At 35.8% G+C, this 23,534-nt stretch carries 25 protein-coding genes; 14 read left to right on the top strand and 11 right to left on the bottom strand.

Going from position 1 to position 23,534, the window contains the following annotated elements; all coding sequences use genetic code 11:
- Positions 1-234 precede the first annotated feature (234 nt).
- The 3 genes from ACN1CN_RS06910 to ACN1CN_RS06900 all read left to right on the top strand — a co-directional run bounded on the left by ACN1CN_RS06910 (position 235) and on the right by ACN1CN_RS06900 (position 3,456).
- Positions 235-1,365 carry a formylglycine-generating enzyme family protein gene (locus tag ACN1CN_RS06910; RefSeq protein WP_419135118.1) on the top strand — a complete coding sequence of 377 codons (1,131 nt, stop codon included), beginning with the start codon at positions 235-237 and terminating at the stop codon, positions 1,363-1,365.
- 223 nt (positions 1,366-1,588) lie between these two features.
- A complete protein-coding gene (gene pepT / locus ACN1CN_RS06905; protein WP_419135117.1) occupies positions 1,589-2,866 on the top strand; it encodes a peptidase T in 1,278 nt (425 codons plus the stop codon).
- A gap of 11 nt (positions 2,867-2,877) precedes the next feature.
- Complete coding sequence (locus ACN1CN_RS06900; RefSeq protein WP_419135116.1) at positions 2,878-3,456, top strand: YdeI/OmpD-associated family protein; 579 nt, start codon at positions 2,878-2,880, stop codon at positions 3,454-3,456.
- 186 nt (positions 3,457-3,642) lie between these two features.
- On the opposite strand, the gene yajC is transcribed toward ACN1CN_RS06900, so the two are convergent.
- From yajC to ACN1CN_RS06885, 3 genes are all read right to left on the bottom strand, one after another.
- The gene (yajC, locus tag ACN1CN_RS06895) at positions 3,643-3,918 is read right to left on the bottom strand and encodes a preprotein translocase subunit YajC (protein WP_264523210.1); all 276 of its coding nucleotides are present in this window, start codon (positions 3,916-3,918) and stop codon (positions 3,643-3,645) included.
- A gap of 113 nt (positions 3,919-4,031) precedes the next feature.
- Entirely contained in the window at positions 4,032-4,943 is a 912-nt protein-coding gene (gene nusB, locus ACN1CN_RS06890; protein WP_264523209.1) for a transcription antitermination factor NusB, read from the bottom strand.
- A gap of 250 nt (positions 4,944-5,193) precedes the next feature.
- The gene (locus ACN1CN_RS06885; RefSeq protein ID WP_291286155.1) at positions 5,194-6,300 is read right to left on the bottom strand and encodes a Glu/Leu/Phe/Val family dehydrogenase; all 1,107 of its coding nucleotides are present in this window, start codon (positions 6,298-6,300) and stop codon (positions 5,194-5,196) included.
- A 204-nt stretch (positions 6,301-6,504) separates the two neighbouring features.
- Here ACN1CN_RS06885 and ACN1CN_RS06880 point away from each other — a divergent pair, with 204 nt between their 5' ends.
- The 3 genes from ACN1CN_RS06880 to ACN1CN_RS06870 all read left to right on the top strand — a co-directional run bounded on the left by ACN1CN_RS06880 (position 6,505) and on the right by ACN1CN_RS06870 (position 9,408).
- On the top strand, positions 6,505-8,283 hold the full coding sequence (locus ACN1CN_RS06880) for an ABC transporter ATP-binding protein (RefSeq protein WP_419135115.1): 1,779 nt from the start codon (positions 6,505-6,507) through the stop codon (positions 8,281-8,283).
- Positions 8,284-8,351: 68 nt separating this feature from the next.
- Entirely contained in the window at positions 8,352-8,720 is a 369-nt protein-coding gene (locus ACN1CN_RS06875) for a PUR family DNA/RNA-binding protein (RefSeq protein ID WP_017495419.1), read from the top strand.
- A 145-nt stretch (positions 8,721-8,865) separates the two neighbouring features.
- Complete coding sequence (locus ACN1CN_RS06870) at positions 8,866-9,408, top strand: RBBP9/YdeN family alpha/beta hydrolase (RefSeq protein WP_419135114.1); 543 nt, start codon at positions 8,866-8,868, stop codon at positions 9,406-9,408.
- Positions 9,409-9,478: 70 nt separating this feature from the next.
- Here the strand turns inward: ACN1CN_RS06870 and ACN1CN_RS06865 are convergent, their stop codons facing one another.
- Positions 9,479-9,814 carry a tRNA-binding protein gene (locus tag ACN1CN_RS06865; protein ID WP_291286152.1) on the bottom strand — a complete coding sequence of 112 codons (336 nt, stop codon included), beginning with the start codon at positions 9,812-9,814 and terminating at the stop codon, positions 9,479-9,481.
- 133 nt (positions 9,815-9,947) lie between these two features.
- Here ACN1CN_RS06865 and ACN1CN_RS06860 point away from each other — a divergent pair, with 133 nt between their 5' ends.
- The 3 genes from ACN1CN_RS06860 to ACN1CN_RS06850 all read left to right on the top strand — a co-directional run bounded on the left by ACN1CN_RS06860 (position 9,948) and on the right by ACN1CN_RS06850 (position 12,273).
- Positions 9,948-10,841 (top strand): alpha/beta fold hydrolase, encoded by an 894-nt coding sequence (locus ACN1CN_RS06860; protein ID WP_419135113.1) that lies wholly within the window; start codon positions 9,948-9,950, stop codon positions 10,839-10,841.
- A 144-nt stretch (positions 10,842-10,985) separates the two neighbouring features.
- Complete coding sequence (locus ACN1CN_RS06855) at positions 10,986-11,549, top strand: thioredoxin family protein (protein ID WP_419135112.1); 564 nt, start codon at positions 10,986-10,988, stop codon at positions 11,547-11,549.
- A 328-nt stretch (positions 11,550-11,877) separates the two neighbouring features.
- The gene (locus tag ACN1CN_RS06850) at positions 11,878-12,273 is read left to right on the top strand and encodes a GreA/GreB family elongation factor (RefSeq protein ID WP_419135111.1); all 396 of its coding nucleotides are present in this window, start codon (positions 11,878-11,880) and stop codon (positions 12,271-12,273) included.
- Between the two features lie 108 nt (positions 12,274-12,381).
- Here ACN1CN_RS06850 and ACN1CN_RS06845 read toward each other — a convergent pair whose 3' ends face one another.
- The 7 genes from ACN1CN_RS06845 to ACN1CN_RS06815 all read right to left on the bottom strand — a co-directional run bounded on the left by ACN1CN_RS06845 (position 12,382) and on the right by ACN1CN_RS06815 (position 17,268).
- A complete protein-coding gene (locus tag ACN1CN_RS06845) occupies positions 12,382-12,693 on the bottom strand; it encodes a c-type cytochrome (protein ID WP_291286148.1) in 312 nt (103 codons plus the stop codon).
- Between the two features lie 93 nt (positions 12,694-12,786).
- Positions 12,787-13,719 (bottom strand): peptidylprolyl isomerase, encoded by a 933-nt coding sequence (locus tag ACN1CN_RS06840; protein WP_291286147.1) that lies wholly within the window; start codon positions 13,717-13,719, stop codon positions 12,787-12,789.
- Positions 13,720-13,770: 51 nt separating this feature from the next.
- Positions 13,771-14,916 carry an MFS transporter gene (locus ACN1CN_RS06835; protein WP_291286146.1) on the bottom strand — a complete coding sequence of 382 codons (1,146 nt, stop codon included), beginning with the start codon at positions 14,914-14,916 and terminating at the stop codon, positions 13,771-13,773.
- Between the two features lie 142 nt (positions 14,917-15,058).
- On the bottom strand, positions 15,059-15,409 hold the full coding sequence (locus tag ACN1CN_RS06830; protein WP_264523199.1) for a cupin domain-containing protein: 351 nt from the start codon (positions 15,407-15,409) through the stop codon (positions 15,059-15,061).
- A gap of 116 nt (positions 15,410-15,525) precedes the next feature.
- On the bottom strand, positions 15,526-15,987 hold the full coding sequence (gene tnpA / locus ACN1CN_RS06825) for an IS200/IS605 family transposase (protein ID WP_419135110.1): 462 nt from the start codon (positions 15,985-15,987) through the stop codon (positions 15,526-15,528).
- A 380-nt stretch (positions 15,988-16,367) separates the two neighbouring features.
- Positions 16,368-16,823: a nuclear transport factor 2 family protein gene (locus ACN1CN_RS06820; protein ID WP_419135109.1), complete on the bottom strand. Its 456-nt coding sequence runs from the start codon at positions 16,821-16,823 to the stop codon at positions 16,368-16,370.
- Between the two features lie 115 nt (positions 16,824-16,938).
- Entirely contained in the window at positions 16,939-17,268 is a 330-nt protein-coding gene (locus ACN1CN_RS06815; protein WP_291286144.1) for a hypothetical protein, read from the bottom strand.
- 290 nt (positions 17,269-17,558) lie between these two features.
- Here ACN1CN_RS06815 and trmD point away from each other — a divergent pair, with 290 nt between their 5' ends.
- From trmD to ACN1CN_RS06790, 5 genes are all read left to right on the top strand, one after another.
- The gene (gene trmD, locus ACN1CN_RS06810; RefSeq protein WP_419135108.1) at positions 17,559-18,239 is read left to right on the top strand and encodes a tRNA (guanosine(37)-N1)-methyltransferase TrmD; all 681 of its coding nucleotides are present in this window, start codon (positions 17,559-17,561) and stop codon (positions 18,237-18,239) included.
- Positions 18,240-18,345: 106 nt separating this feature from the next.
- Positions 18,346-19,170: an AraC family transcriptional regulator gene (locus tag ACN1CN_RS06805; RefSeq protein ID WP_419135107.1), complete on the top strand. Its 825-nt coding sequence runs from the start codon at positions 18,346-18,348 to the stop codon at positions 19,168-19,170.
- 113 nt (positions 19,171-19,283) lie between these two features.
- The gene (locus ACN1CN_RS06800; RefSeq protein ID WP_419135106.1) at positions 19,284-20,414 is read left to right on the top strand and encodes an agmatine deiminase family protein; all 1,131 of its coding nucleotides are present in this window, start codon (positions 19,284-19,286) and stop codon (positions 20,412-20,414) included.
- A 231-nt stretch (positions 20,415-20,645) separates the two neighbouring features.
- Positions 20,646-20,996, top strand: coding sequence for a 50S ribosomal protein L19 (gene rplS, locus ACN1CN_RS06795; RefSeq protein WP_017495434.1), 351 nt, complete (start codon positions 20,646-20,648; stop codon positions 20,994-20,996).
- Positions 20,997-21,276: 280 nt separating this feature from the next.
- Complete coding sequence (locus ACN1CN_RS06790; RefSeq protein ID WP_264523193.1) at positions 21,277-23,499, top strand: NADP-dependent isocitrate dehydrogenase; 2,223 nt, start codon at positions 21,277-21,279, stop codon at positions 23,497-23,499.
- Positions 23,500-23,534: the final 35 nt, after the last annotated feature.

The raw sequence follows: 23,534 nt of genomic DNA, 5'->3' as shown, positions 1-23,534 counted from the left end.
TTTGGATGCAAATTTAAATATAATACTTGAAAGTGACTATGATTTATAGAAAACTGTTTCCAACATTCTTTTCCCCCATATATAACGCTGAAAACAAACACGAAGCAATTGAAATACAACAGGGCAAACAAAACAATAGTAATTCTATAAAATAAATATAGTTTTATTAAATTCTCTTTTAAACTTTATTCTTATTTTTACCCACAACTACTATACTCCATAAAAACACTTGGGATGAAAAATAAAACCTATTGGATTTTCGCAATTCTAACAATCTCCATTATTACAATTGCTTACAGCTACACAAAGCTTATTGTGCCGAAACAGAAATTAGTCGCAATGGATTGTGCCGAAACTCCAAATCCAGCAGAAGCTTCATCATTTAAACCAACGATCGAAAACAAAAACAAACCTTCCGGTAAAAATCCGGCGGGAATGGTCTGGATTCCGGGTGGAGAATTTTCTATGGGAAGCAATGTGGAGGACGAAAGCCTGTGCAGCATAAAAGGAGTTACTAAAGATGCCGCCCCAATACATCGCGTTTATGTAGATGGATTTTATATGGATAAAACCGAAGTTACAAATGATCAGTTTGAAGCTTTTGTAAAAGCAACTGGTTATGTCACTTTTGCCGAAATAAAACCTACACATGAAGAATATCCGGACGCGCCATTAGAAAATCTTGTGGCCGGATCGGCCGTATTTACCCCTACTCCCGCTAAAGTAGATTTAAACAATTACATGCAATGGTGGTCTTACAAACGCGGTGCAGACTGGAGACATCCTGAAGGAGCCGGAAGTTCTATAAAAGGAAAAGGCAGCTACCCTGTTGTACAGATTTCTTATGATGATGCCGCTGCTTACGCAAAGTGGGCCGGAAAAAGATTGCCAACAGAAGCAGAATGGGAATTTGCAGCCCGTGGTGGAAAATCAGGCGAATTGTATGCCTGGGGAAATACGTTAAAACCCAAAGGAAAATTTCAGGCTAACATTTATCAGGGACAGTTTCCTCTGGAAAAAGGAGACACTGGCGAAGACGGTTATGTCGGTATTGCACCAACTGCAAAATTTGCACCCAATGCTTACGGTCTCTATGATATTGGAGGAAATGTTTGGGAATGGACAAACGACTGGTATACCGCAGACTATTACAAGATACTAAGCGAAAACGGTCAGGTTGCCAAAAATCCTAAGGGCCCTGAATCTTCTTATGATCCGGCAGAACCGGAATTGCCTAAAAAAGTACAGCGTGGCGGCTCGTTTTTATGTACCGATCAGTATTGCACCCGTTATATGGTGGGCACCAGAGGCAAGGGAGACTACAAATCACCCGCAAATCATATTGGTTTCAGATGTGCTCAATAAGGCTTTTTGCCACCAATTACGCGAATTAAAATATCCTTTATATCGCTTACAAATCCAATTTCACGAATTTAAATTTGTGAAATTGGATTTTAACTTTCAATAGCTAGTGTAAATTCAGAAAATTTGCGTCAAACTTTTTTCAGTCTAATTTACAGTTTTCATAATTAGTCGCTTTACAACCCTTAACTATTTACTTATATTTGCCTAAAAATAAAATAAAAAAATGCAACATATTATAGATCGTTTTATTAGTTATGTGACTATTGACACTGAATCAGATCCAAATTCAAAAACAACACCAAGTACAGAAAAACAATGGAATCTTGCCAATAAACTAGTCGAAGAACTAAAAGCAATTGGCTTATCAGATGTTACGATAGACGACAAAGCCTATATCATGGCCACATTGCCTTCAAATGTTAATCACGAAGTTCCTACAATTGGTTTTGTATCTCATTTTGACACTTCACCGGACTTTAGCGGAGCCAATATAAAACCTCAAATCGTTGAAAATTACGACGGAAAAGACATCCTTTTAAATGCGGAGAAAAACATCGTTTTATCACCGTCCTACTTTAAGGATTTACTACAATACAAAGAACAAACCATTATTACTACCGATGGAACTACTTTACTGGGAGCCGACGACAAGGCGGGAATTACCGAAATTGTCTCAGCAATGGAATACTTAATTCAGCATCCTGAAATCAAACATGGGAAAATCAGAATTGGTTTCACGCCTGACGAAGAAATTGGTCGCGGTGCGCATCATTTTGATGTGAAAAAATTTGGCGCTGCATGGGCTTACACTATGGATGGAAGCCAGATTGGTGAGTTAGAATATGAAAATTTTAATGCAGCCGGAGCTAAAATCACTTTCAAAGGAAAAAGCGTTCACCCGGGTTATGCCAAAGGAAAAATGATCAATTCGATGTTAATCGCCAATGATTTTATCAACGAGCTTCCCAAAGGAGAAACGCCACAAGAAACCAAAGGTTACGAAGGTTTTTTCCACGTTCACCACCTTACCGGAAGTATTGAAGAAACTGTTTTAGAATTGATTATCCGCGATCACAACAAGAAAAAATTCGAAAAACGCAAGGACCTCATTGCTAAGATTGCCAAAAAAATCAATAAGAAATACGCGAAACAATTCGGAGAAGACATTGTAATTGCTGAAGTAAAAGATCAGTATTACAACATGAAAGAGAAAGTACTTCCTGTAAAACATATTGTTGATATTGCCGAAAAAGCAATGCGCGAACTAAACATCAAACCAATCATCAAACCTATTCGTGGGGGAACTGACGGGTCTCAATTGTCATTTATGGGACTTCCATGCCCGAATATATTTGCTGGCGGTCACAACTTCCACGGAAAATACGAATATGTTCCTGCTGAAAGCATGCAAAAAGCTACGGACGTCATTGTAAAAATAGCCGAATTAACCGCAATTCAGGGTATTTTTGACGCACCTGAAAAACCGAAAAGAAAAAGATAAATCCAAAAAATATGTCTGACAAAAAACACGTTTGGGACAAAGTCAATAACTGGGAAGAAGAACTTCTTTTCCTAAAATCGATTATTGACAAAACCGAACTGATTGAAACCGTAAAATGGGGCGGCCCGGTTTATGTGTACAACAAAAAAAATGTTATCGGCATAGGAGGTTTTAAAGAGTACTTTACGATTTGGTTCTTTAATGGTGTTTTTCTGAAGGATGAGAAAAAAAAGCTCATCAACGCTCAGGAAGACAAAACAAAGTCGTTACGTCAATGGCGTTTTACTTCAAAAGACGAAGTAAACGAAGCTGACGTTTTAGCTTATATTGCAGAAGCGATTGAGAACGAAAAACAAGGTAAGATTATAAAACCTACAAAGAAAGAAGCTATTGTTTCTGAGCTTTTTGAAAAAGAAACAGCTCAGAACCCTGCTTTAGCAGAAGCATTTCAGAAATTTAGCCCTTACAAACAATATGAATTTCTGGAATATATTGAAACCGCTAAGCAAGAAAAAACCAAGCTTTCAAGGATTGAAAAAGTTATTCCGATGATACTACAAAACATCGGACTGAATGATAAATACAGATAGGGGGTGAATTTTAATTTTTAAAAAATTCCAAATTCCAAATTCCAAGCTATACAAACCTTTGTCAAAGTTTAAAACTTTGACAAAGGTTTTTTTCTTTACACAAATGACAATAAAAAAAAATCCCAAACTCCAGTTTTGGAATTTGAGATTTCATATTTTGAAATTTATTTTTTTCGAAGAAAAAATCTATGCTTTCTTATTCAAACTAGCACTCATTTCCATAGAAATTGCTGAACGCTCAATTTTTAATTTTCCAGACATTGTTTCGATTACTGCACTTGTATCAGCAAGCTCAACAATTTTTCCGTGAAAACCACTTTTAGTAATTATTTTGTCACCTACTTTCAGGCTGCTTTCAAATTCTTTTTCATTTTTTACTCTTTTTTGTTGTGGTCTGATCATAAAGAAATACAACACTACAAACATTAGTAAATAAGGCGCAAATTTCATTAAATCTTGCATAGTATTCAGTTTTTATTTTTGTTATTAATATTTATGTTTTAAGCTCTTCTAACCTCACCTGAAGTGACATCATCAACAAGAGTTTGGAAATTTATTTATAAAACCCGTATCAATTACATTAACCCGCGTCCTACTTTAACCATCTTTTTATTCGCTGTAAGCTCTTTAACCAGATTGTCTAAAATTCCGTTGATAAAAATACTACTTTTTGGTGTAGAATACTCTTTCGCAATTTCTAAATATTCGTTAAGAGTTACTTTTACAGGAATAGAAGGGAATTTTAAAAATTCGCAGATTGCCATTTTCAGGATAATCGTATCAATTTCGGCAATCCTTTCACTGTCCCAGTTTGGTGTTTTATCATCGTATTCTTTTGCCAGAATCGATTCGTTTAAAACTGTTCTTCTAAACAAGTCTTTAGCAAAATCCTTATCCTCAACATCTTTATACAATTTAGGCACTCTAAAATCATCCGGATCTTCTGTTTTAATAGCTTTCAACTGTTTGATAATATGTGTATTTACCACCGGAATATCATCCACCCAGGTTAATTTATCATCCTCTAAATACTCATATAATTTTTCATTTGGAACAATTACATCTGCAAACAAATCAATTACAAATTGTCTGTCTTCTTCAAAAGTATTTGTTGTAGTGCTCATGTATTTCGCATACAATTCGCTTGACTTGATATCATTTAAAAGCAAAATGATATAATCATCGTTCAGATTCCAGTTGTTGATTTTACGATTTTCTAAAGCAATACTAAGAGAGTTGCTTTCGGCTAGAAGTTGAAAAATTTTGTTTTTTACAAATTTTTCATTCGGATTACGTTCTGCAGCGGTTGCAAGATGTTTTTTACTTGAAAGATGTAAAAAAACTGATTCTTTTTTGCAAATTTCAATCAATGAAGAAAGCATTATAAGATATAGATCCTGAATATTATCAATACTGTAAAAAAGAAATTTCTCTTCTTTTTCCATATTATCAGAACCGCTTTGATGCATTGCATAAATGGATTGCATTACTTTAACGCGTATGTGTCTTCTATTTACCACCTTGTAAGAACATTTAAAAATTAGTCTGCAAAAGTATGAATTTCGCAGTTGATATTAAAATTAATTTGTAAAAAAGTATTTCTTTAAGTCTCAGTTTTCAATCTCAGTCACAGTTTTCAGTGATTTAGAAACCGCATAAAAAAAGTCTCAGTTTTCAGTCTCAGTTTTCACTTTTTGCGAAACTGAGACTAAAAACTGAGACTGTTAACTTAAAAAATTATTTTTTCGCGTTCTCAATTCTTCTCAAATCGATACGATTTTGAGCAATTGTAAGAGCCGCTTTGTGAGTTGTCATTCCGTTTTTCACAGCATAATCGATAATTTCTAAAGTTGTGTTATAGATATTTTCGGTTTTTGTCATGATTTCCGCTTTACCGTAGTGCTCTAATTCAGCATATACGTTGATGATTCCACCAGCATTGATTAAGAAATCAGGCGCATATAAAATACCTCTTTCCTGTAATCTTGCTCCGTGAATATTTTCGTCAGCCAACTGATTGTTAGCCGCTCCTGCGATAACTTTAGCTTTAATTTTATCTACTGTTGCATCGTTAATGATCGCTCCCATTGCACATGGCGCGTAAATATCAACATCAGCAGTATATAAATCTTCACCAGAATAGATTGAAGCATTGTATTTTGAAGCTACCTGATACAATTTCTCTTCATTGATATCTGTAATGGTAACTACTGCTCCTTCTTTAGTTAAATACTCAACTAAAGCCTCTCCTACGTGACCAATTCCCTGAACTAAAACTTTTTTACCTTCTAAAACATCAGTACCAAACTGACTTTTAGCAGCAGCTTTCATCCCTAAATAAACACCATAAGCTGTTATTGGAGAAGGATTTCCTGAACCACCTCTTTCTTCAGAGATACCCGTAACATAAGGCGTTACATCTCTAACAGTGTCCATATCTTTTGTCTCCATTCCAACATCCTCAGCAGTAATATATCTACCACCTAAAGAGTGAACAAATTCACCAAACTTACGCATTAATTCAGGTGTTTTTTGCGTTTTAGCATCACCAATAATTACTGCTTTACCTCCACCGATGTTCAATCCGGTAATGGCAGATTTATATGTCATACCTCTTGAAAGACGCAAAACATCGTTTAATGCTTCCCATTCAGTATTGTAATTCCACATTCTAGTACCTCCCAAAGCTGGTCCCATAACCGAATTATGAATACCAATAATTGCTTTTAAACCTGTATCTTTGTCATTACAAAATACAATTTGTTCGTGATCGTCAAAAGACAATTGACCAAAAACAGGATCCATTTTTTGAAGTTCTTTTCCAGTTGCGAAAGTTGCATCCATAGCGCTACTATATTATTTGTTAAAATTATGAATTTGTCAAAAAGACTTCTCAAATTTATATAAAAAATATACATGTGCTAATTTATTATCTTTAAAATAACAATCTAACAATCGTTTTGTTTTGATAATTTTATACATTACATTAATTTTTATTCATAATATTTCCCGAAATCAAAACATTTTAACATTGAATCTCTTAAAAAAATGAAAGAATTAAGCTATTTAAACAAATATTTCATCAAATATAAATATAGTTTCTCTTTAGGAATTTTAATCACCATAATCGCACAAATCTTCTCTCTCTTCACTCCAAAGCTAATTAGCAAGTCGCTAAACGCTATCGAAAAGTTTGATAAACTACCCGAAGCCGATCAAACTTCGCAAATCGTTATCGATACGTACCGCCAAGGATTAATCCATAACGTGCTGTTAATCATAGCCACTACCATTGTTGCCGGTTTTCTAACCTTCTTAATGCGTCAGACTTTGATTGTAATGTCGCGTCATATCGAGTTTGATTTAAAAAATGAGGTTTTCAAACAGTATGAAAAACTCTCGCAAAACTTTTACAAACAAAATCGCACCGGAGATTTAATGAACCGTATTAGCGAAGATGTTTCAAAGGTTCGTATGTATGTGGGGCCTGCGGTAATGTACACGATTAATACTTTCATCCGTTTCGCCATCGTCATTATATATATGTATAACGTTTCGCCGCGATTGACACTGTATACCATTTTACCTTTGCCAATCCTTTCGTATTGTATTTTTAAGTTGAGCTCAGAAATCAATAAAAGAAGTACCACCTTTCAACAATATCTGTCTAAAGTTTCCAGTTTTACACAGGAAATTTTTTCCGGTATCCGGGTTATAAAAGCCAACTCACTGGAGAATCAGCATCAGAACAATATGATCGCTCTGGCAGACGAAAGCAAAAAAAAGAGCTTAGACTTAGCTAAAGTTCAATCCCTGTTTGGTCCTTTGATGATCGCCTTAATCGGAATCAGTAACCTGGTGGTGATCTATTTTGGCGGTGTTATGTACATTAACGGAACAATTCCGAATATTGGTACTATTGCCGAATTTATTCTATATGTAAACATGTTAACCTGGCCGGTAGCTTCATTAGGATGGGTTTCTTCAATGGTTCAGGAAGCAGAAGCCTCTCAGAAACGTTTGAACGAATTTTTGAAGATTGAACCTGAAATAAAAAACAGAAACGAAAATCACTCTGACATCCAGGGCACAATAGCCTTTGAAAACGTAAGCTACACCTACGAAGACACCAATATCGAGGCACTAAAGAACGTTACTTTTACAGTCAAAAAAGGAGAGACATTGGCTATCTTAGGAAAAACAGGTTCCGGTAAATCCACAATATTATCTCTGATCTCACGTTTATATGATGTAACCGAAGGCAGAATCATGATCGACCAAAGCGAAATCAGCAGTTTAAACCTGTATGATTTGCGTAATAATGTTGGAATTGTGCCACAGGACGCTTTTTTATTTTCGGACACTATTAAAAACAATATAAAATTTGGCAATCAGAACGCTACAGACGAAGAAGTAATCGAGGCCGCCAAAAATGCGGTAGTTCACGATAATATTGTTGCTTTTAACAAACAATACGATACTATTTTAGGAGAAAGAGGGATCACACTATCGGGCGGACAAAAGCAGCGAGTGTCTATAGCGCGGGCCATTATTAAAAATCCGGCGATTTTACTTTTCGACGATTGTTTGTCGGCAGTAGATACAGAAACAGAAGAAACGATTTTAAGCAATTTGTTTGAAATTTGTAAAGATAAAACTACAATCATCGTAAGCCACAGGGTATCATCTGCAAAGAACGCCGACAAAATAATCATTTTGGAGGACGGCAGGATCATTCAACAAGGCTCTCATAATCAATTAATAAATCAGGAAGGCTATTACGCATCGTTATATTTAAAACAACTTTCGGAAAAAGAATTACTTTAATTGTTGCGTAATCGATAATTTTTTATGATTTTTGAGTACTATTAATTCCAAAAATGATAGAACGTATTATGAGAGAAAATGACATGTTAGAAAAAGAAGAGATTTTTTCTAAAGTATTACGAGCAGGAAGAAGAACTTATTTCTTTGATGTGAGAGCTACTAAAGCTGACGATTATTATATCACAATTACCGAAAGTAAAAAATTTACTGAAGAGGATGGTTCGTTTCATTTTAAAAAACACAAAATCTACTTGTACAAAGAAGACTTTAGTGCTTTTGCCGAAATACTAGAAGAAATGACTTCGTACGTCTTGAACCACAAAGGCGAAGAAGTAATTTCTGAAAGACACCAAAAAGATTTCAAAAAAGAATACGGTTCTGATAAACCTGAGGGACAAAGAACCAGTTTTACCGATATTGATTTTGACGATATTTAGTCAAAAACATACTTTTTAAAAGTATAAGTCCATTCTGTTCTGCATTTTGGACTTTTTTTAAATCTTAAAACTCTACCATTTTAGTCGACATTTATCTTGTAGTCTAAAAAGTAGTCTGTCAAATATTTTTATAAAAACACCAGAAATGGAAACGCAACTATTAATCCTGCCCGGACTTGGAAATTCCGGAGTCAGACACTGGCAAACGTTTTGGCATAAGAAATTCAAAAATTCAACCCGTATTGTTCACGACGAGTGGGACGAACCTATTCGTGAAGAATGGCTTAAACGCTTAAACGAAGAAATCTCCAGACTAAACAGCCCAACGGTATTGGTAGCACATAGTTTAGCCGTTTCGCTTGTTCTGCACTGGGCAGAGGCAAACCACAATCCAAATGTTGTTGGCGCCCTGCTGGTAGCACCTGCCGATGTAGATTCACCTCAGCATACCCCCGATTCTATTCGGAACTTTTCTCCAATGCCCATTTCGAAGCTGCCTTTTCCCTCAATTGTGGTCGCAAGCGAAAATGATCCTTACGCCACTTTCGAAAGAAAAAAATATTTTGCCGAAATGTGGGGAAGTGATTTGGTCAATGTGGGACAAAAAGGACACATCAACTCTGATTCTGATTTAAAATACTGGGAAGAAGGACAATTGATTTTGGAACAATTGATCGAGAAAATTTAATAGTTCTCAGTCACAGTCTCAGTTTGCAGTCCCATACTGAAAACTGTGACTGAGACTGAGACTGAAAAAATCACCCGATTCGCAATCCGTTTTCTATTTTAAAATCGGGAGCAAGTAAAATAACATCTCCTTCCTTGCCTATTGCGCCAAGAACCAGACATTCACTCATAAATTTCCCGATTTGTTTTTTGGGAAAATTGACTACTGAGATAATTTGTCGGTTTAATAAATCTTCTTTTTTATAATGTGTTGTTATTTGGGCCGATGATTTACGGATTCCAATTTCGGCACCAAAATCAATGGTAAGCTGGTAGGCTGGTTTTCTGGCTTCAGGAAAATCATTTACTTCCACAATAGTTCCTACACGCATATCGGTTCTTTCAAATTCATTCCAGGTTAAATCCATTTTATTTTTAGTATTTGATGATTTACAAACCTATTAATTTTGTAATTATTATCCCTAATTCTATAACCGTTTTTTTTGAGTAGCTTCTAATTTTACGTATCAAACAGGTACGCTAACGCTAAAAAATATAAAAATGGAAAATAACCTTCTAAATAACAGTACCTCCCTTAGAGATTCCGACTTTGACATCCAACTTTTAAACAGCGATAAATACATCGAAACGGCTAAAAATGTAAAGCTATATGTTAAAGATTACGGAAAGGGAAAACCGGTAATTTTGATTCATGGCTGGCCGCTTTCAAATGAAATGTGGGAATATCAGATTGATTTTTTAGTACAACACAATTATCGCGTCATCGCTTATGACCGTCGCGGATTTGGCAAATCATCACAACCTTATGACGGCTATGATTATGATACGCTAACCGATGATTTAAAAGAGATCATAGAGCAGCTTGAGTTAGAAAATGTTACTCTGGTAGGGTTCTCAATGGGTGGCGGTGAAGTGGTTCGCTACTTTAGCCGTTATGGCGGAAAAGCCGTTACAAAAGCCGCCTTAATTTCTTCAATCATCCCGTTTTTATTACAAACTCATGATAATCCTGATGGGCATCCGAAAGAAAAAAGCGAAACTACAGCAAATAATATCAAACAAGACAGAATTGGTTTTATAGATAATTTTGGCAAGATCTTTTTCGGAATCAATATCATCAACAGACCTTTAAGTACTCCTCTGCTAGAATACTACAGAATGCTGTGCTCTTTTGCCTCACCGCGCGCTACACTAAAATGTGCTGAGTCTTTTTCTTTTACTGACTTTAGAGACGAACTGGATACTATAAAAGTGCCCACTTTAATCATTCATGGTGACGATGACAAAATTGTACCTATTGATCTTACGTCAAAAAAAGCAGCCAAAGCCATTTCTGAAAATACCTTTATTGTTTATGAAGGCGCGCCACATGGCTTGTTTTATACCCATAAAGACAAACTAAACAAAGATTTGTTAGACTTTTTAAACGCCTGATTTATAAGAAACGCCACAGATTAATGGTCAATACTGATCAATGCTGCTTAAATAGTAAAATCTGTGGCAAAAAATTAAAAACAGGTCTATACGCTTTCTTTTACAGAATTTTAAAGCTATTTTTGAGGAACTTATTTCTACAAAATGGCACGAACTCCTTCAAATATGATTCCCCTTGGAACAATAGCTCCGGGATTCAAATTAAGAGATACCAATTCTAATAATGTTTATTCATTTGAAGATTTGAGAGGATCAAAAGGCACTTTGGTTATTTTTATTTGCAACCACTGTCCGTTTGTACTTCATGTTATCAAGGAGGTTGTAATGATCGCCAATGACTATCGTGTACAGGGAATTAGTATTATTGCGATTTCAAGCAACGATATTGAGAAGTATCCACAAGATGCTCCTGAATTAATGACTGAATTTGCTTTTCAGAACAAGATTGATTTTCCATACTTATATGACGAAAGCCAGGACGTTGCCAAAGCTTATGAAGCAGCCTGTACCCCTGATTTTTATTTATTTGACAATCAGGACCGATTGTTTTACCGTGGTCAATTAGACGATTCAAGACCCGGAAATGGGATTCCGTTAAGCGGAAGTGATCTTCGCAGCGCAATCGATGCTCTTATTTACAACAGAAGTTTAAAAGACCCGCAAAAACCAAGTATTGGCTGCAACATAAAATGGAAAACAACGCTTTAGTGTTTTCAAAAAGTTTGCCTATCTTTACCAATCCAATTAATTATTTCCTCAGTGACTACTATTCATTTACTTACGGCCTCTCCGCTATCGTTTTCCCTTACGGGAAGAGCACTTGCTGCTGTATTTATTTCACATAGTAAGGCCTTTATCAATTAGGCCTCCGTCTATTTCAATTTCTTCTCTCAGACGGAGGATTTATTTTTTAGTTTTCAGTTACAATTTATAGTTTTCGGTCGTAGTCTCTGTTTAGAGGCCGCTACTAATGACTTTCATTATAATTTGCATTTGAAAACTCCGAATGTTCAAATCACAATAAATTAGAATCGATATGAAACCAACCCCTACATTCTGTAAAACAGATTATCAGTTTTTAAGAGAACTGATACTGAAAAGTAAAAACGCAACTAATGCCAAAGAAATTGGACAGCTTTCGCACGAATTGGACCGCGCCATTATCCGTAAAGAAAGTGAATTGGACGAAACCGTGATACGAATCAATTCGCAGGTCACTATTGAAGATGTAAAAGCAAATAAAAGCATGAAAATTCAGATTGTCCTGCCATCCTTTGCCGATGTAAAAGAAGGAAAAATATCCATTTTAGCACCCCTTAGTGTTGCTATTATTGGCTTTAAAGAAAATGATGTTGTCGATTGGGAATTACCGGCCGGAATAAAAACATTAAAAATAACAGCCGTTAGCAATTCACCTGAGAGCATTTCTTAGTTTTTTAAACACCTCCTGCGTGAAGGTGTTTTTTTATGTCCTTTTTTAAGCAAAAAAAAACTATCCAACTTAATTGAATAGTTTTTATGAATCTAAAACACCAGCTTCTTACAATTGAGAAGTGATATAATCGGATATCAAAGCGATCTGAGTATCATCTACCTTCGCTTTTTTCTGCATTCTTACCAGAATTGGTTTCCAGTCTTCCTGACTAAATTTCTTCGGATCATATAATTTATGACATCTTGCACAACTGTTTTCGTACAAGTTTTTCCCTTCTGCCAATGCAGGAGTTAATGCTGTAGTTTTTACCGTCTCACTCGCAGCCGGAGTGGCTGTTGCAACCGGGGCTGCTTTTTTCGTACCGCACGAAACCAAAAGCAACGTCGCAGCGGTTAAAGTTAAGATCCTTAATTTCATTGTTCTTGTTTTTTAAGTAAATATAAAAAAAATCCCATTCGACAGGCGAATGGGATTACTATTTAAAACAATACTAAATTGTCTGTAAATCTCTTATTTTACGTCCATTAATTCAACGTCAAAAATCAAAGTTGCGTTTGGTGGAATAACTCCTCCTGCACCTGCAGCTCCATAAGCTAAATCAGATGGAATTACAAAACGAGCTTTGTCACCTACTTGTAGTAAAGCGATACCTTCGTCCCATCCTTCGATTACCTGTCCCTGACCTAATCTGAATTCGATTGGTTTTTTACGTGGGTAAGATGAATCAAAAACTTTTCCATTTTCTAAAGAACCTTCGTAATGTACTGCTACTGTTTTTCCAGCTTCAGCTTTTTTACCTTCTCCTTTTTGAATCATTTTATAACGTAATCCGCTGTCTGTTTTATCAAAACCTGCAGCCAATTGTTCCATTTTTGCTTCTGATTCCGCTTTTAAAGCAGCATCACGCTTCAAACGAGCTCCTTTTAAAGCAATAAAAGCTTCAATAGCATTCCATTTTTGAGCTTCGTCACCTACTCTGATGATTTCTACAGCATCAAGATTATCTCCCTGAGCTACTGCATCAACAACATCCTGACCTTCGATTACATGACCAAAAACAGTATGTTTTCCGTCTAACCATGAAGTTGGAACGTGTGTAATGTAAAATTGAGAACCGTTACTTGCAGGACCTGAATTAGCCATTGCTAAAACTCCCGGACGATCGTGTTTCAAACTTGGGTGAAACTCATCATCAAATTTATATCCCGGATCACCAGTTCCAGTTCCTTTTGGGCATCCTCCCTGAATCATAAAATCAGGAATTACTCTATGAAAAGTTAATCCATCATAGAATTTTTGTCCCTGAGGTTTTACTTTATTCTCCATATTTCCTTCTGCAAGAGCTACAAAATTCCCTACGGTCCCAGGTGTTAAATCGTGTGTAAGTTTTACTAAAATCGAACCTTTACTAGTGTTGAATTTAGCGTATATTCCGTTTTCCATTGTTCTTATTTTTTATTTGATTGCAAATTTACAAATTAATTTTATATCAATTTAAGCTTTCTGTTTTTTAGACTTTGATTTGTAAGTAAGGCCATAAACGACAAATGCCAGTGCCGATAATCCAACACAACCAATGGTTACCGCATGCCATCCGCCCAATTTCCACAACAACAATCCGTAAGCTGATCCGGCTGCTGTTCCTAAAAAACTAAATGACATAAATACCGTATTCAATCGGTTTCTGGCTTCTGGAAGCAGCGAATATACTCGGGTCTGGTTTGAAATATGTACTCCCTGAATTCCGATATCAATAAACACAATTCCAATCGCAATTCCGATCACACTTTCTATTGAAAAATAGAAAACCAGAAAACTAATTAAAATCAATAAACAACCGTATCCTACCGCAATTCTTGAGTTTCCTTTGTCTCCCATTTTTCCTACTAAGGGTGCCGCCAAAGCTCCCGAAGCTCCTACAATTCCAAAAAGCCCAATTGTAGCACTGTTAAAACCGAATGGATCTCCGGAAAGCAGTAAAACCATAGTGGTCCAAAAGGCTCCGAATTGTGCAAAACTGAATACATTGATCAGTGTCGCTTCACGCAAAACCGGCTGCGTTTTTATAAGTGTAAAAAGGGATTGAATCAACTGTCCGTAAGTTCCCTCAAACTGAGGTTTATTGACCGGAAATTTTTTCTGAATCACAAAAAAGATCAGCAAACAGATACCCGCAGCAATATAAAACATAGATCTCCAGCCCAATACCTGACCTATAAATCCGCTTAATGTTCTGGACAATAGTATTCCAACAAGCAAACCGCTCATAATAGTTCCTACCACTTTTCCGCGCTGTTCGGGTGCACTTAAAGAAGCCGCCAAGGGCAAAATAAGCTGGGGTACAATTGAAGTAATCCCGATTAATAAGGAAGCCACCTGCAAAAGAAAGAAACTTTTTGCCGTTGCCGCGATAATCAAAGCGATTACGGAAGCGAAAGTGGTCATTAAAATTTGTTTTTTACGTTCGATTTTATCACCTAACGGAACCATAAAAAACAACCCTATCGCATAACCCGCCTGGGTTAGATACGTTATTGTTCCCGCACTGGCTTCAGGAATTTTAAATTCGTTGGCAATTAAAACAATTAAAGGCTGGCAGTAATAAAGATTTGCAACTATAAGTCCGGTGCAAGCTGCCATAAACAAGACATTCGTTTTAGATAAATTCATTTTGCAAAAATACCAATCTAATTATTACCGAAACTTTAAAAAAATTATAATTTTTCCAAAGCCGACAGTATATCTGACTATTTTTTTAAAGATTATGCTGAATGTTAAAACATTACGATTGTATAAAATCTTCCCGAATCGGGCTGAAAACATCCGTTAAAAGTCCGCTTTCTAAGCAAACCACTCCATGAATGGCATGAGGCGGAATATAAAAACTATCTCCTTCTTTCAGCGTTTGGGTAACACCGCTAATGGTAACATCAAATTTACCGCTTGAAACATAGGTTACCTGCGAATGATAGTGTTCGTGTAAAACACCAATTCCTCCCTTTTCAAAATGAACATTTACCAGCATCACTCTTTCATCAAAAGCAAGAATCTTGCGCCTGATACCTTCTCCAACCACCTCCCACTCGATTTCATCTCCTTTTATAAATTCTTTGCTTGTTTTTGAATGCTGCATATTCAATGTGTTTAATTAACTTTCTATTTGTTGTAAATTTTATAAATCAGTCAACGTTTTTTCATCCTGACTATTTCTATCAAATTTAAGCTAATCTGTTTTCTTATTTTTTACTTCTAAATTAATTCTTTAAAAATAAACCTTTCATCGTAATCGACTTCAGCCTTTTGTAAAAAGTGAATGTACTCCTCTCTCAAGGTTTTCTTTTTGTGGTGCGCTTCCTGATTCTCAATATACTTAATTACGGCAGTCAATTGAGATTTACTGTATGAGAACGCTCCATAACCTTCCTGCCATTGAAAATGTCCTTTGGACAATTTATTCGTATTGATCCACTTTGAGGAATCCTGTTTAACATTTTTCATCAAATCGGAAATTGATTGCGCAGGTCTAATCCCGATTAAAATATGAATATGGTCCGAAACACCGTTTATCGCCAGAAGTTTATGGTCATTATTTTTTATAATTCCGGTTATATATTGATATAATTCTGCTTTCCATTCTTTGTCTATTAACGCACGTCTGAATTTTACTGCGAAAACAAAATGTATGTGTATTTGGGTGTATGTGTTTGCCATAATTTGCCGTTATGTATTCCTAACGGAATAATTTGTGATGTGAAAACTATATATGGATTCGACTTACCGATATGTAATTCCTGACGGAATTATTTGCGATATGAAAACCATATTACTACCAATATGTAATTCCTTGCGGAATTATTTGTCATATGTAAACAATTTTCATTTTACATATCACATCGTAAATTAAAGAATAAAGCTACAATATTTTCATTAATAAATAGCACTTCACTTCAGCTTATTTTAATTATTATTCAAAAAAAATGCTCCATAAGAAGCAAAATGTCGGTAATTCGGTAACCTATAGGTAAGCAAAAGAAATCCAACATCAACGATGTCCCGTAGGGACTACACACGTTTTACATCAGTAGCTGTTCTTAGTTTTCCTCTTCTTCAAAATTATCGAAATAGGTAAAATCTTTGGTGATTAATCCGTTTTCGATTGTAAAAATAGTACAGATCGGCAGTTCAAATTTTGAGTTGTCAGGCGCTGTACCCGATGAAACAAATTCTACAATAATATGCTTCTCTCCCGACGGATAAACCTGAATCACTTTGTCATGCAGATCCGGAAAAGCGGCATTAAGCGCTGCATACTTATCTGCTATTTGTTTACGGGTTTGTTTGACAATCCCGGGTCCTAGTGAAGGATCTTTGAAATCAGCAGTCTCTGTGTACATTTCTGACATCTTTTTCCAATCGTGCTTATTAAAATGTTCAAAATACGCTTTGACTAATTCTTCATTTTTTGTAGTATCCATAGGTTTTAACTGGTTTTGATTCTGACAGGAAATAATTAGAAAAGATACCAAAAGTATCGCCTTTTTTCTCATGATTTATCATTTTAAATCGCTAAAGATCAGCCTAAAGCGGACATAAATATAATCAAATGATTTTGACTGCGATGATAAATTCGCCATATTTTCGCATAAAAAACAAGAAATTAGCCTATTTTACAGCAATTGTTTGAGGCGGCTGTTGTTGTTTATCTGTTTTGTACAAATAAATTTTTCCGTCCTTACGGGTGTATATATAGGTGTAATTCCAGTAGTTTGAGCCGGCCATTCTGGGACCTTCACTAGTAGCTGCATTGGTATACACTTGTTCTGCATAAAGTAATATTTCGCCCTGATCTGAATTTTGTAACGTACGTATAGGTGGTCCCCAAATCTTAATAAGATTTTTTTTGGACTGACCAATCCATTGATCATTTGGATTTTTAGTGGTGGAACATGCCTGTAAAATCAATATAATGAGTAATATTAGCAGCTTTTTCATGGGAGTTTTGTTTTTAAGTAATTCTTTACAAAATCAAATAATTGAAATGTAATAGTAATTAAAATTAAGCATCTTTTTTTTTACATTTCAGGCGTTTTATGTTATATAATTATCATGTATTTAACTGTTTTACAAACACTTAAATAACATTCCAACAACATTAAACGTTAAGTAGCTCGTTATTAACTCTTTCTCAAAAAGTCCTTAATTCTTTTTCCCCATTTTCAAATCTTGAAAATTCACAAAAATTAACTTGTATCTTTGCACCTTAGAACTATTGAAGAAAAAAAATGCGAATTGACATTATAACGATTTTACCTGAATTATTAAAGAGTCCGTTTGAGGCTTCGATTATGAAACGTGCCATAGACAAAGGTTTAGTGGAAGTTCATTTTCATAATTTACGTGATTACACCACAAACAAGCAAAAAAGTGTTGACGATTATCCTTTTGGCGGAGGTGCCGGAATGGTGATGACTGTTCAGCCTATTGATGCCTGTATCACGCATTTAAAAAGCCAACGCGAATACGATGAGATTATTTATATGTCACCTGACGGGGAAACTTTAAACCAAAAAATGGCCAATACCATGTCGATGTATGAAAACATCATCATTCTTTGTGGGCATTATAAAGGGGTAGACCAGCGTGTTCGGGATCATTTTATTACCAGAGAGATTTCAATTGGTGATTATGTGTTATCCGGTGGAGAATTAGGAGCTTTGGTGTTATCGGATGCTTTGATCCGCTTGATTCCAGGTGTTTTAAGCGACGAAACTTCAGCATTGACTGATAGTTTTCAGGACAATCTGCTTTCAGGTCCTATATACACAAGACCAGCAGATTATAAGGGCTGGAAGGTTCCTGAAGTTCTGACTAGCGGTCATTTTGCCAAAATTGACAAATGGCGCGAGGATATGGCGTATGAACATACTAAAAACAGACGCCCGGATTTATTAGAAGAAAAATAAACCAGACTCTTTACTCATTTATTTTTAGTGATTCTTCTAAATCATATGTGAAAGCTGTAATTAATACGTTATCCTTATTATTACCCCCCTTTCTAAAAACTAAAAAATGAATGATTTTAATCTAAAACATATTTACAATACCCGGAATTATATTGAGATGCATTACAATCAAATCATCTCAATAAATTCTCTGGAGGACATTTCGTGTTACTCCTACCGCAATCTGCAACGCATTTTTTATTCTTTATTTAATGAAACCATTGGCGCTTATCAAACCCGATTGAAGGTAGAAAACGGATACAAAAAACTCATATATTCCAACAAACAAATCTCAGAAATTGCGCTTGAAGTAGGTTTTGCCGATGTACAGTCATTTTCAAAAACCTTCAAAAAACATTTTAATTGCTCCCCTTCCCTGGCACGCAATCAAAAGGAGCTTTTACTCAACGATACCCATCCTCTTCAATCTTTTACCACTGTTTTAGCCCCCGATATACTTGTAATTCCTGAAACAACTGTTTATTACCTGAGTTCCAAAACTCCTTATGTTAATCAGGAAATAGAAACGCTGTGGGAAACCCTGCTGCAAAACAAATTCCCTGAAACCGACACCCGCTTTTTTGGAGTCATTACAGACGATATTTTAATTACCGAAAAGATAAATTGCACTTACGAAGCCTGTGTTGCTACAACAACGGTCCTTAAAAATTTACCAAAGAAGCAGATTTTTGGCAGTAAATATGCCCGTTTTTTTCATCACGGCAGTTACCATACTTTAGAAAATACCTATAACCAAATTTATGGAGGCTGGTTTCTAACCAACACTTTTGAACTTTCGCACTTGCCTGTTATTGAACAATATCTGAAAACCAGCGACAATTGTGATAACGAGTCTGAATATATTACCGCGATTTTTATTCCGCTAATTTGATTTGTCCATTTTGGACAACTGCCAGATAATGGATTAGAAATACATTTGTACCGTCAAAATACTAGTAACAAAATGACGCTAAACAAGTTAATCCACAACAAACACAAATTAAGATGAAAAAAATATTTATACCTATACTGTTATTTCCTCTATTTACTTCCTGTCAGGAAGATGCAGTATCCGTAACGCCGGACGAACCGACAGAATCGATTAAAAGTGAAATTATGTACACCATGCCCGAAGAATCTGCTCCGCATGAAGCAACCTGGCTGCAATGGCCGCATCAATATCAATACGGTATTGACTACAGAAATGATTTAGATGCTACCTGGGTCGCTATGACTAAATCATTAGCTACAAGCGAAAAGGTAAATATTATTGCCTATGATACGACTGAAAAAAACAGAATTACCGCCTTATTAAAAAATGCAGGTGTTTCTCTTTCTGCCGTAACATTTAAAATTTACAAAACGGATGATGTCTGGGTAAGAGATAATGGTCCTATTTATGTAAAAGACAAAAACAATCAATTGGTAATTCAGGATTGGGGATTTAATGGCTGGGGGAAAAAAGCGGATTTCAGTAATTGCAACACCATTCCTTCGCAAATCGCAGCAGACCAGAAAACAACAATTGTAGATTTAAACACTATAATGATTAATGAAGGCGGAGCTGTAGAAATAGACGGAAAAGGAACCTTAATGGCTACCAAAAGTTCTATTTTAAACTCCAATCGTAATCCGGGAATGTCTCAGTCACAGGCCGAAGCTATTTTTAAAAAGTATTTAGGTGTTACTCATTTTATCTGGCTTGAAGGAAAAGCGGGAAGAGAGATCACAGACATGCACATTGATGGTTTTGCACGTTTTGGTACTACCAGCACGATCGTAACCATGAATGAAGATGATTTATTGTATTGGGAAGTACCACAAGCCGACATTACGACCTTGTACAACTCAAAAGACGTAAAAGGCAAAAATTATACTTTTGTAAAACTGCCATTGTCCCGAAACAATGTTGTAACGACTTATGGTAAAAAATTAGGATACAAAGGTTCTTATGTCAATTATTACATTGGAAATACAGTTGTTCTGGTTCCGAATTACAACGATCCTAATGATGCAGTTGCAAATCAACTGATTCAGGGTTTATATCCTGACAGAAAAGTAATTGGTATTGACGTTCGTAATTTGTACGCCAATGGAGGAATGATCCATTGTGTTACACAGCAGCAGCCTAAATAAAAAGTTTCTTTTGTTTCAGGTTTCAAGTTTCTTGTGTACGTCATCAAAACTTGAAACCTGAAACTTGGAACTTTAAACAAGCCCTAACCATCAACTTATCAACAACTTAAAATAATTTACAATTTATAATTCATAATTTACAATTATTTTCTACATTTGCACCCGAATTAGACTAACCTCTGGCGAAATCCGTGAATGTTACTCTATACTAAACAATAATAAAAAATTATCATGGCAGATTTATTAAAGTTCGTTCAAAACGAATTCGTTGCTAAAAAAGATTTCCCTGTTTTCGGAGCTGGAGATACTATCACAGTTTACTACGAAATTAAAGAGGGTGAAAAAACAAGAACTCAGTTTTTTAAAGGAGTTGTTATTCAAAGAAGAGGTTCTGGTAACACAGAAACTTTTACTATTCGTAAAATGTCTGGAGCTATTGGAGTTGAGCGTATCTTCCCAGTAAACTTACCAGCTTTACAAAAGATTGAAATCAACAAAAAAGGAGCTGTACGTAGAGCTAGAATTTTCTACTTCAGAGAACTTACTGGTAAAAAAGCTAAGATTAAAGATAAAAGAAGATAATCATTTATCGATTTGTTATAAAAAACTCGTTTCATATCATTTGAAACGGGTTTTTTTTTGCGCTTTATTTTCAGAATATCAAAACCGTAATTTTTTAATAGCAAAATCGTCGATTTGACAATTTAAAGAGCCCGAAATAACAATCTGATAATTTCGGCATTTCTCCTCAAAACTACACCGTTTTCGGACTGTTTTTATTATATTTGCTCCGCTCATTCTGAGCCGACTATACCTTTTACATCGTCATTCTCTGACGATACGATTATAAAAAAAAAAAAAAATGACACAGAATTCAAAAATCTATTACACCTTAACTGATGAGGCGCCATTGTTAGCGACTTATTCTTTTTTACCTATTGTCCAGGCTTTTACGTCTACAGCAGGTATTGCAATTGAAACCAGAGACATCTCTTTGGCAGCCCGAATCTTATCCAATTTCCCTGAGCTTTTAACAGCTGATCAAAAAACAGGAGATGCTTTGGCTGAATTAGGGCAATTGGCAACACAACCTGATGCTAACATCATCAAATTGCCAAACGTTTCTGCATCGGTACCGCAATTAAAAGCAGCTATTGCTGAATTGCAATCACACGGTTACAAAATTCCTAATTTCCCGGAAGATCCACAAAATGATGCTGAAAAGGAAATTAAAGCAAAATATGCCAAAGTTTTAGGTTCTGCCGTAAATCCGGTTTTACGTGAAGGAAACTCTGATCGTAGAGCTCCAAGAGCAGTAAAAAACTTTGCAAAAGCAAATCCACACTCAATGGGTGCATGGTCAGCTGATTCTAAAACAAAAGTGGCTTCAATGCCAAACGGTGATTTCTACGGAAGTGAAAAATCACTTACAGTTGCAGAAGCTGATGATGTGAAAATTGAATTCGTTGCAAAAGACGGTACAACTACTGTATTAAAAGCAAGTACTCCTCTTAAAGCAGGTGAAATCATTGACAGCTCTGTTTTAAGTGTAAAAAAATTAAAAGCTTTTGCTGCTGATGCTATTGCAGATGCAAAAAAAGAAGGTGTTTTACTTTCGGTACACTTAAAAGCGACCATGATGAAAGTATCAGATCCAATTATCTTCGGCGCGATCGTTGAAGTATATTTTGCTGATCTTTTCAAAAAATACGAAACTTTATTTGCAGCATTAAACATTGACACCAGAAATGGTTTAGGTGATATCTATGCAAAAATTGCAGGAAGACCTGAACAGGCTGAAGTTGAAGCCGATATCACTAAAGCAATCGAAAACGGACCTGCTTTGGCAATGGTTAACTCTGATAAAGGAATTACAAACTTACACGTACCTTCTGATGTAATTGTTGATGCTTCTATGCCGGCAATGATTCGTACCTCAGGACAGATGTACAATAAAGAAGGAAAACAACAAGACACGATTGCCCTTATTCCGGATCGCTCTTATGCCGGAGTTTACACTGCTACTATCGATTTTTGTAAAAAACACGGTGCTTTTGATCCTAAAACAATGGGAAGTGTTCCTAACGTAGGTTTGATGGCTCAAAAAGCAGAAGAATACGGATCTCACGACAAAACATTCCAGATGAAAGCTGACGGAGTTGTTCGTGTGACAGACAACAAAGGAACTGTTTTAATGGAGCAAAATGTTGAAGCAAATGACATTTTCAGAATGTGTCAGGCAAAAGACGCTCCAATTCAGGACTGGGTTAAACTGGCTGTAAACAGAGCACGTTTATCTGATACTCCTGCCGTTTTCTGGTTAGACGAAAACAGAGCACATGACAGAGAATTGATTGCAAAAGTTCAAAAATATTTAAAAGACCACAACACGGTAAATCTGGATATCCGTATATTAAACCCTGTTGCGGCTACTGAATTTACTTTAGACAGAATCATCAAAGGTTTAGACACCATCTCAGTAACCGGAAACGTTTTACGTGATTATTTAACAGACTTGTTTCCAATTCTGGAATTAGGAACTTCTGCCAAGATGTTATCTATCGTTCCGTTAATGAACGGTGGAGGATTGTTTGAAACAGGTGCAGGAGGTTCTGCTCCAAAACACGTTGAGCAATTCACTGAAGAAGGTTATTTACGTTGGGATTCATTAGGAGAATTTTTGGCTCTTGGTGCTTCTTTAGAGCATTTAGGACAAACTTTAGACAATTCTAAAGCAATTGTTTTATCTGAAACTTTAGACGAAGCCAACGATAAATTCCTTGCTAATGATAAATCTCCGGCTCGTAAAGTAGGAGAAATTGACAACCGTGGTTCTCATTTTTACCTTGCTTATTACTGGGCTCAGGCTTTGGCTGCTCAAAACAAAGATGCTGAATTGAAAGCGATCTTCACTCCAATTGCTGCTGAATTTGAAGCTAACGAAGCTAAAATTGATGCCGAATTAATTGGTGCACAAGGAAAACCTCAAAATCTTGGCGGTTACTACCAGCCAACTCCCGAATTAGTGAGCAAAGCAATGCGTCCTAGTGAAACATTCAATTCAATTATTGCACAAATAAAATAATCGAATGAAACATAAAGAGTCTTCACAATATGGCT

Source organism: Flavobacterium sp. T12S277, from assembly GCF_048514875.1.
In the GTDB taxonomy this organism is placed as follows: Bacteria; Bacteroidota; Bacteroidia; order Flavobacteriales; family Flavobacteriaceae; genus Flavobacterium.
The sequence above is the reverse complement of the archived record's forward strand: the minus strand, read 5'-3'. Positions and strand labels throughout refer to the sequence as shown.

Excerpts from the sequence above, each read along its gene's own strand:
- ACN1CN_RS06885 (WP_291286155.1), bottom strand. The coding sequence starts at position 6,300 with ATGGATGCAACTTTCGCAACTGGAAAAGAACTTCAAAAAATGGATCCT.
- ACN1CN_RS06860 (WP_419135113.1), top strand. The coding sequence starts at position 9,948 with ATGGAAAATAACCTTCTAAATAACAGTACCTCCCTTAGAGATTCCGAC.
- ACN1CN_RS06910 (WP_419135118.1), top strand. The coding sequence starts at position 235 with ATGAAAAATAAAACCTATTGGATTTTCGCAATTCTAACAATCTCCATT.
- ACN1CN_RS06815 (WP_291286144.1), bottom strand. The coding sequence starts at position 17,268 with ATGAAAAAGCTGCTAATATTACTCATTATATTGATTTTACAGGCATGT.
- ACN1CN_RS06900 (WP_419135116.1), top strand. The coding sequence starts at position 2,878 with ATGTCTGACAAAAAACACGTTTGGGACAAAGTCAATAACTGGGAAGAA.
- trmD (WP_419135108.1), top strand. The coding sequence starts at position 17,559 with ATGCGAATTGACATTATAACGATTTTACCTGAATTATTAAAGAGTCCG.
- ACN1CN_RS06840 (WP_291286147.1), bottom strand. The coding sequence starts at position 13,719 with ATGGAAAACGGAATATACGCTAAATTCAACACTAGTAAAGGTTCGATT.
- ACN1CN_RS06855 (WP_419135112.1), top strand. The coding sequence starts at position 10,986 with ATGGCACGAACTCCTTCAAATATGATTCCCCTTGGAACAATAGCTCCG.
- nusB (WP_264523209.1), bottom strand. The coding sequence starts at position 4,943 with ATGCAATCCATTTATGCAATGCATCAAAGCGGTTCTGATAATATGGAA.
- ACN1CN_RS06870 (WP_419135114.1), top strand. The coding sequence starts at position 8,866 with ATGGAAACGCAACTATTAATCCTGCCCGGACTTGGAAATTCCGGAGTC.
- ACN1CN_RS06875 (WP_017495419.1), top strand. The coding sequence starts at position 8,352 with ATGAGAGAAAATGACATGTTAGAAAAAGAAGAGATTTTTTCTAAAGTA.
- tnpA (WP_419135110.1), bottom strand. The coding sequence starts at position 15,987 with ATGGCAAACACATACACCCAAATACACATACATTTTGTTTTCGCAGTA.
- yajC (WP_264523210.1), bottom strand. The coding sequence starts at position 3,918 with ATGCAAGATTTAATGAAATTTGCGCCTTATTTACTAATGTTTGTAGTG.
- ACN1CN_RS06880 (WP_419135115.1), top strand. The coding sequence starts at position 6,505 with ATGAAAGAATTAAGCTATTTAAACAAATATTTCATCAAATATAAATAT.
- ACN1CN_RS06865 (WP_291286152.1), bottom strand. The coding sequence starts at position 9,814 with ATGGATTTAACCTGGAATGAATTTGAAAGAACCGATATGCGTGTAGGA.
- pepT (WP_419135117.1), top strand. The coding sequence starts at position 1,589 with ATGCAACATATTATAGATCGTTTTATTAGTTATGTGACTATTGACACT.
- ACN1CN_RS06790 (WP_264523193.1), top strand. The coding sequence starts at position 21,277 with ATGACACAGAATTCAAAAATCTATTACACCTTAACTGATGAGGCGCCA.
- ACN1CN_RS06845 (WP_291286148.1), bottom strand. The coding sequence starts at position 12,693 with ATGAAATTAAGGATCTTAACTTTAACCGCTGCGACGTTGCTTTTGGTT.
- ACN1CN_RS06820 (WP_419135109.1), bottom strand. The coding sequence starts at position 16,823 with ATGAGAAAAAAGGCGATACTTTTGGTATCTTTTCTAATTATTTCCTGT.
- ACN1CN_RS06830 (WP_264523199.1), bottom strand. The coding sequence starts at position 15,409 with ATGCAGCATTCAAAAACAAGCAAAGAATTTATAAAAGGAGATGAAATC.
- ACN1CN_RS06835 (WP_291286146.1), bottom strand. The coding sequence starts at position 14,916 with ATGGCAGCTTGCACCGGACTTATAGTTGCAAATCTTTATTACTGCCAG.
- ACN1CN_RS06805 (WP_419135107.1), top strand. The coding sequence starts at position 18,346 with ATGAATGATTTTAATCTAAAACATATTTACAATACCCGGAATTATATT.
- ACN1CN_RS06800 (WP_419135106.1), top strand. The coding sequence starts at position 19,284 with ATGAAAAAAATATTTATACCTATACTGTTATTTCCTCTATTTACTTCC.
- ACN1CN_RS06850 (WP_419135111.1), top strand. The coding sequence starts at position 11,878 with ATGAAACCAACCCCTACATTCTGTAAAACAGATTATCAGTTTTTAAGA.
- rplS (WP_017495434.1), top strand. The coding sequence starts at position 20,646 with ATGGCAGATTTATTAAAGTTCGTTCAAAACGAATTCGTTGCTAAAAAA.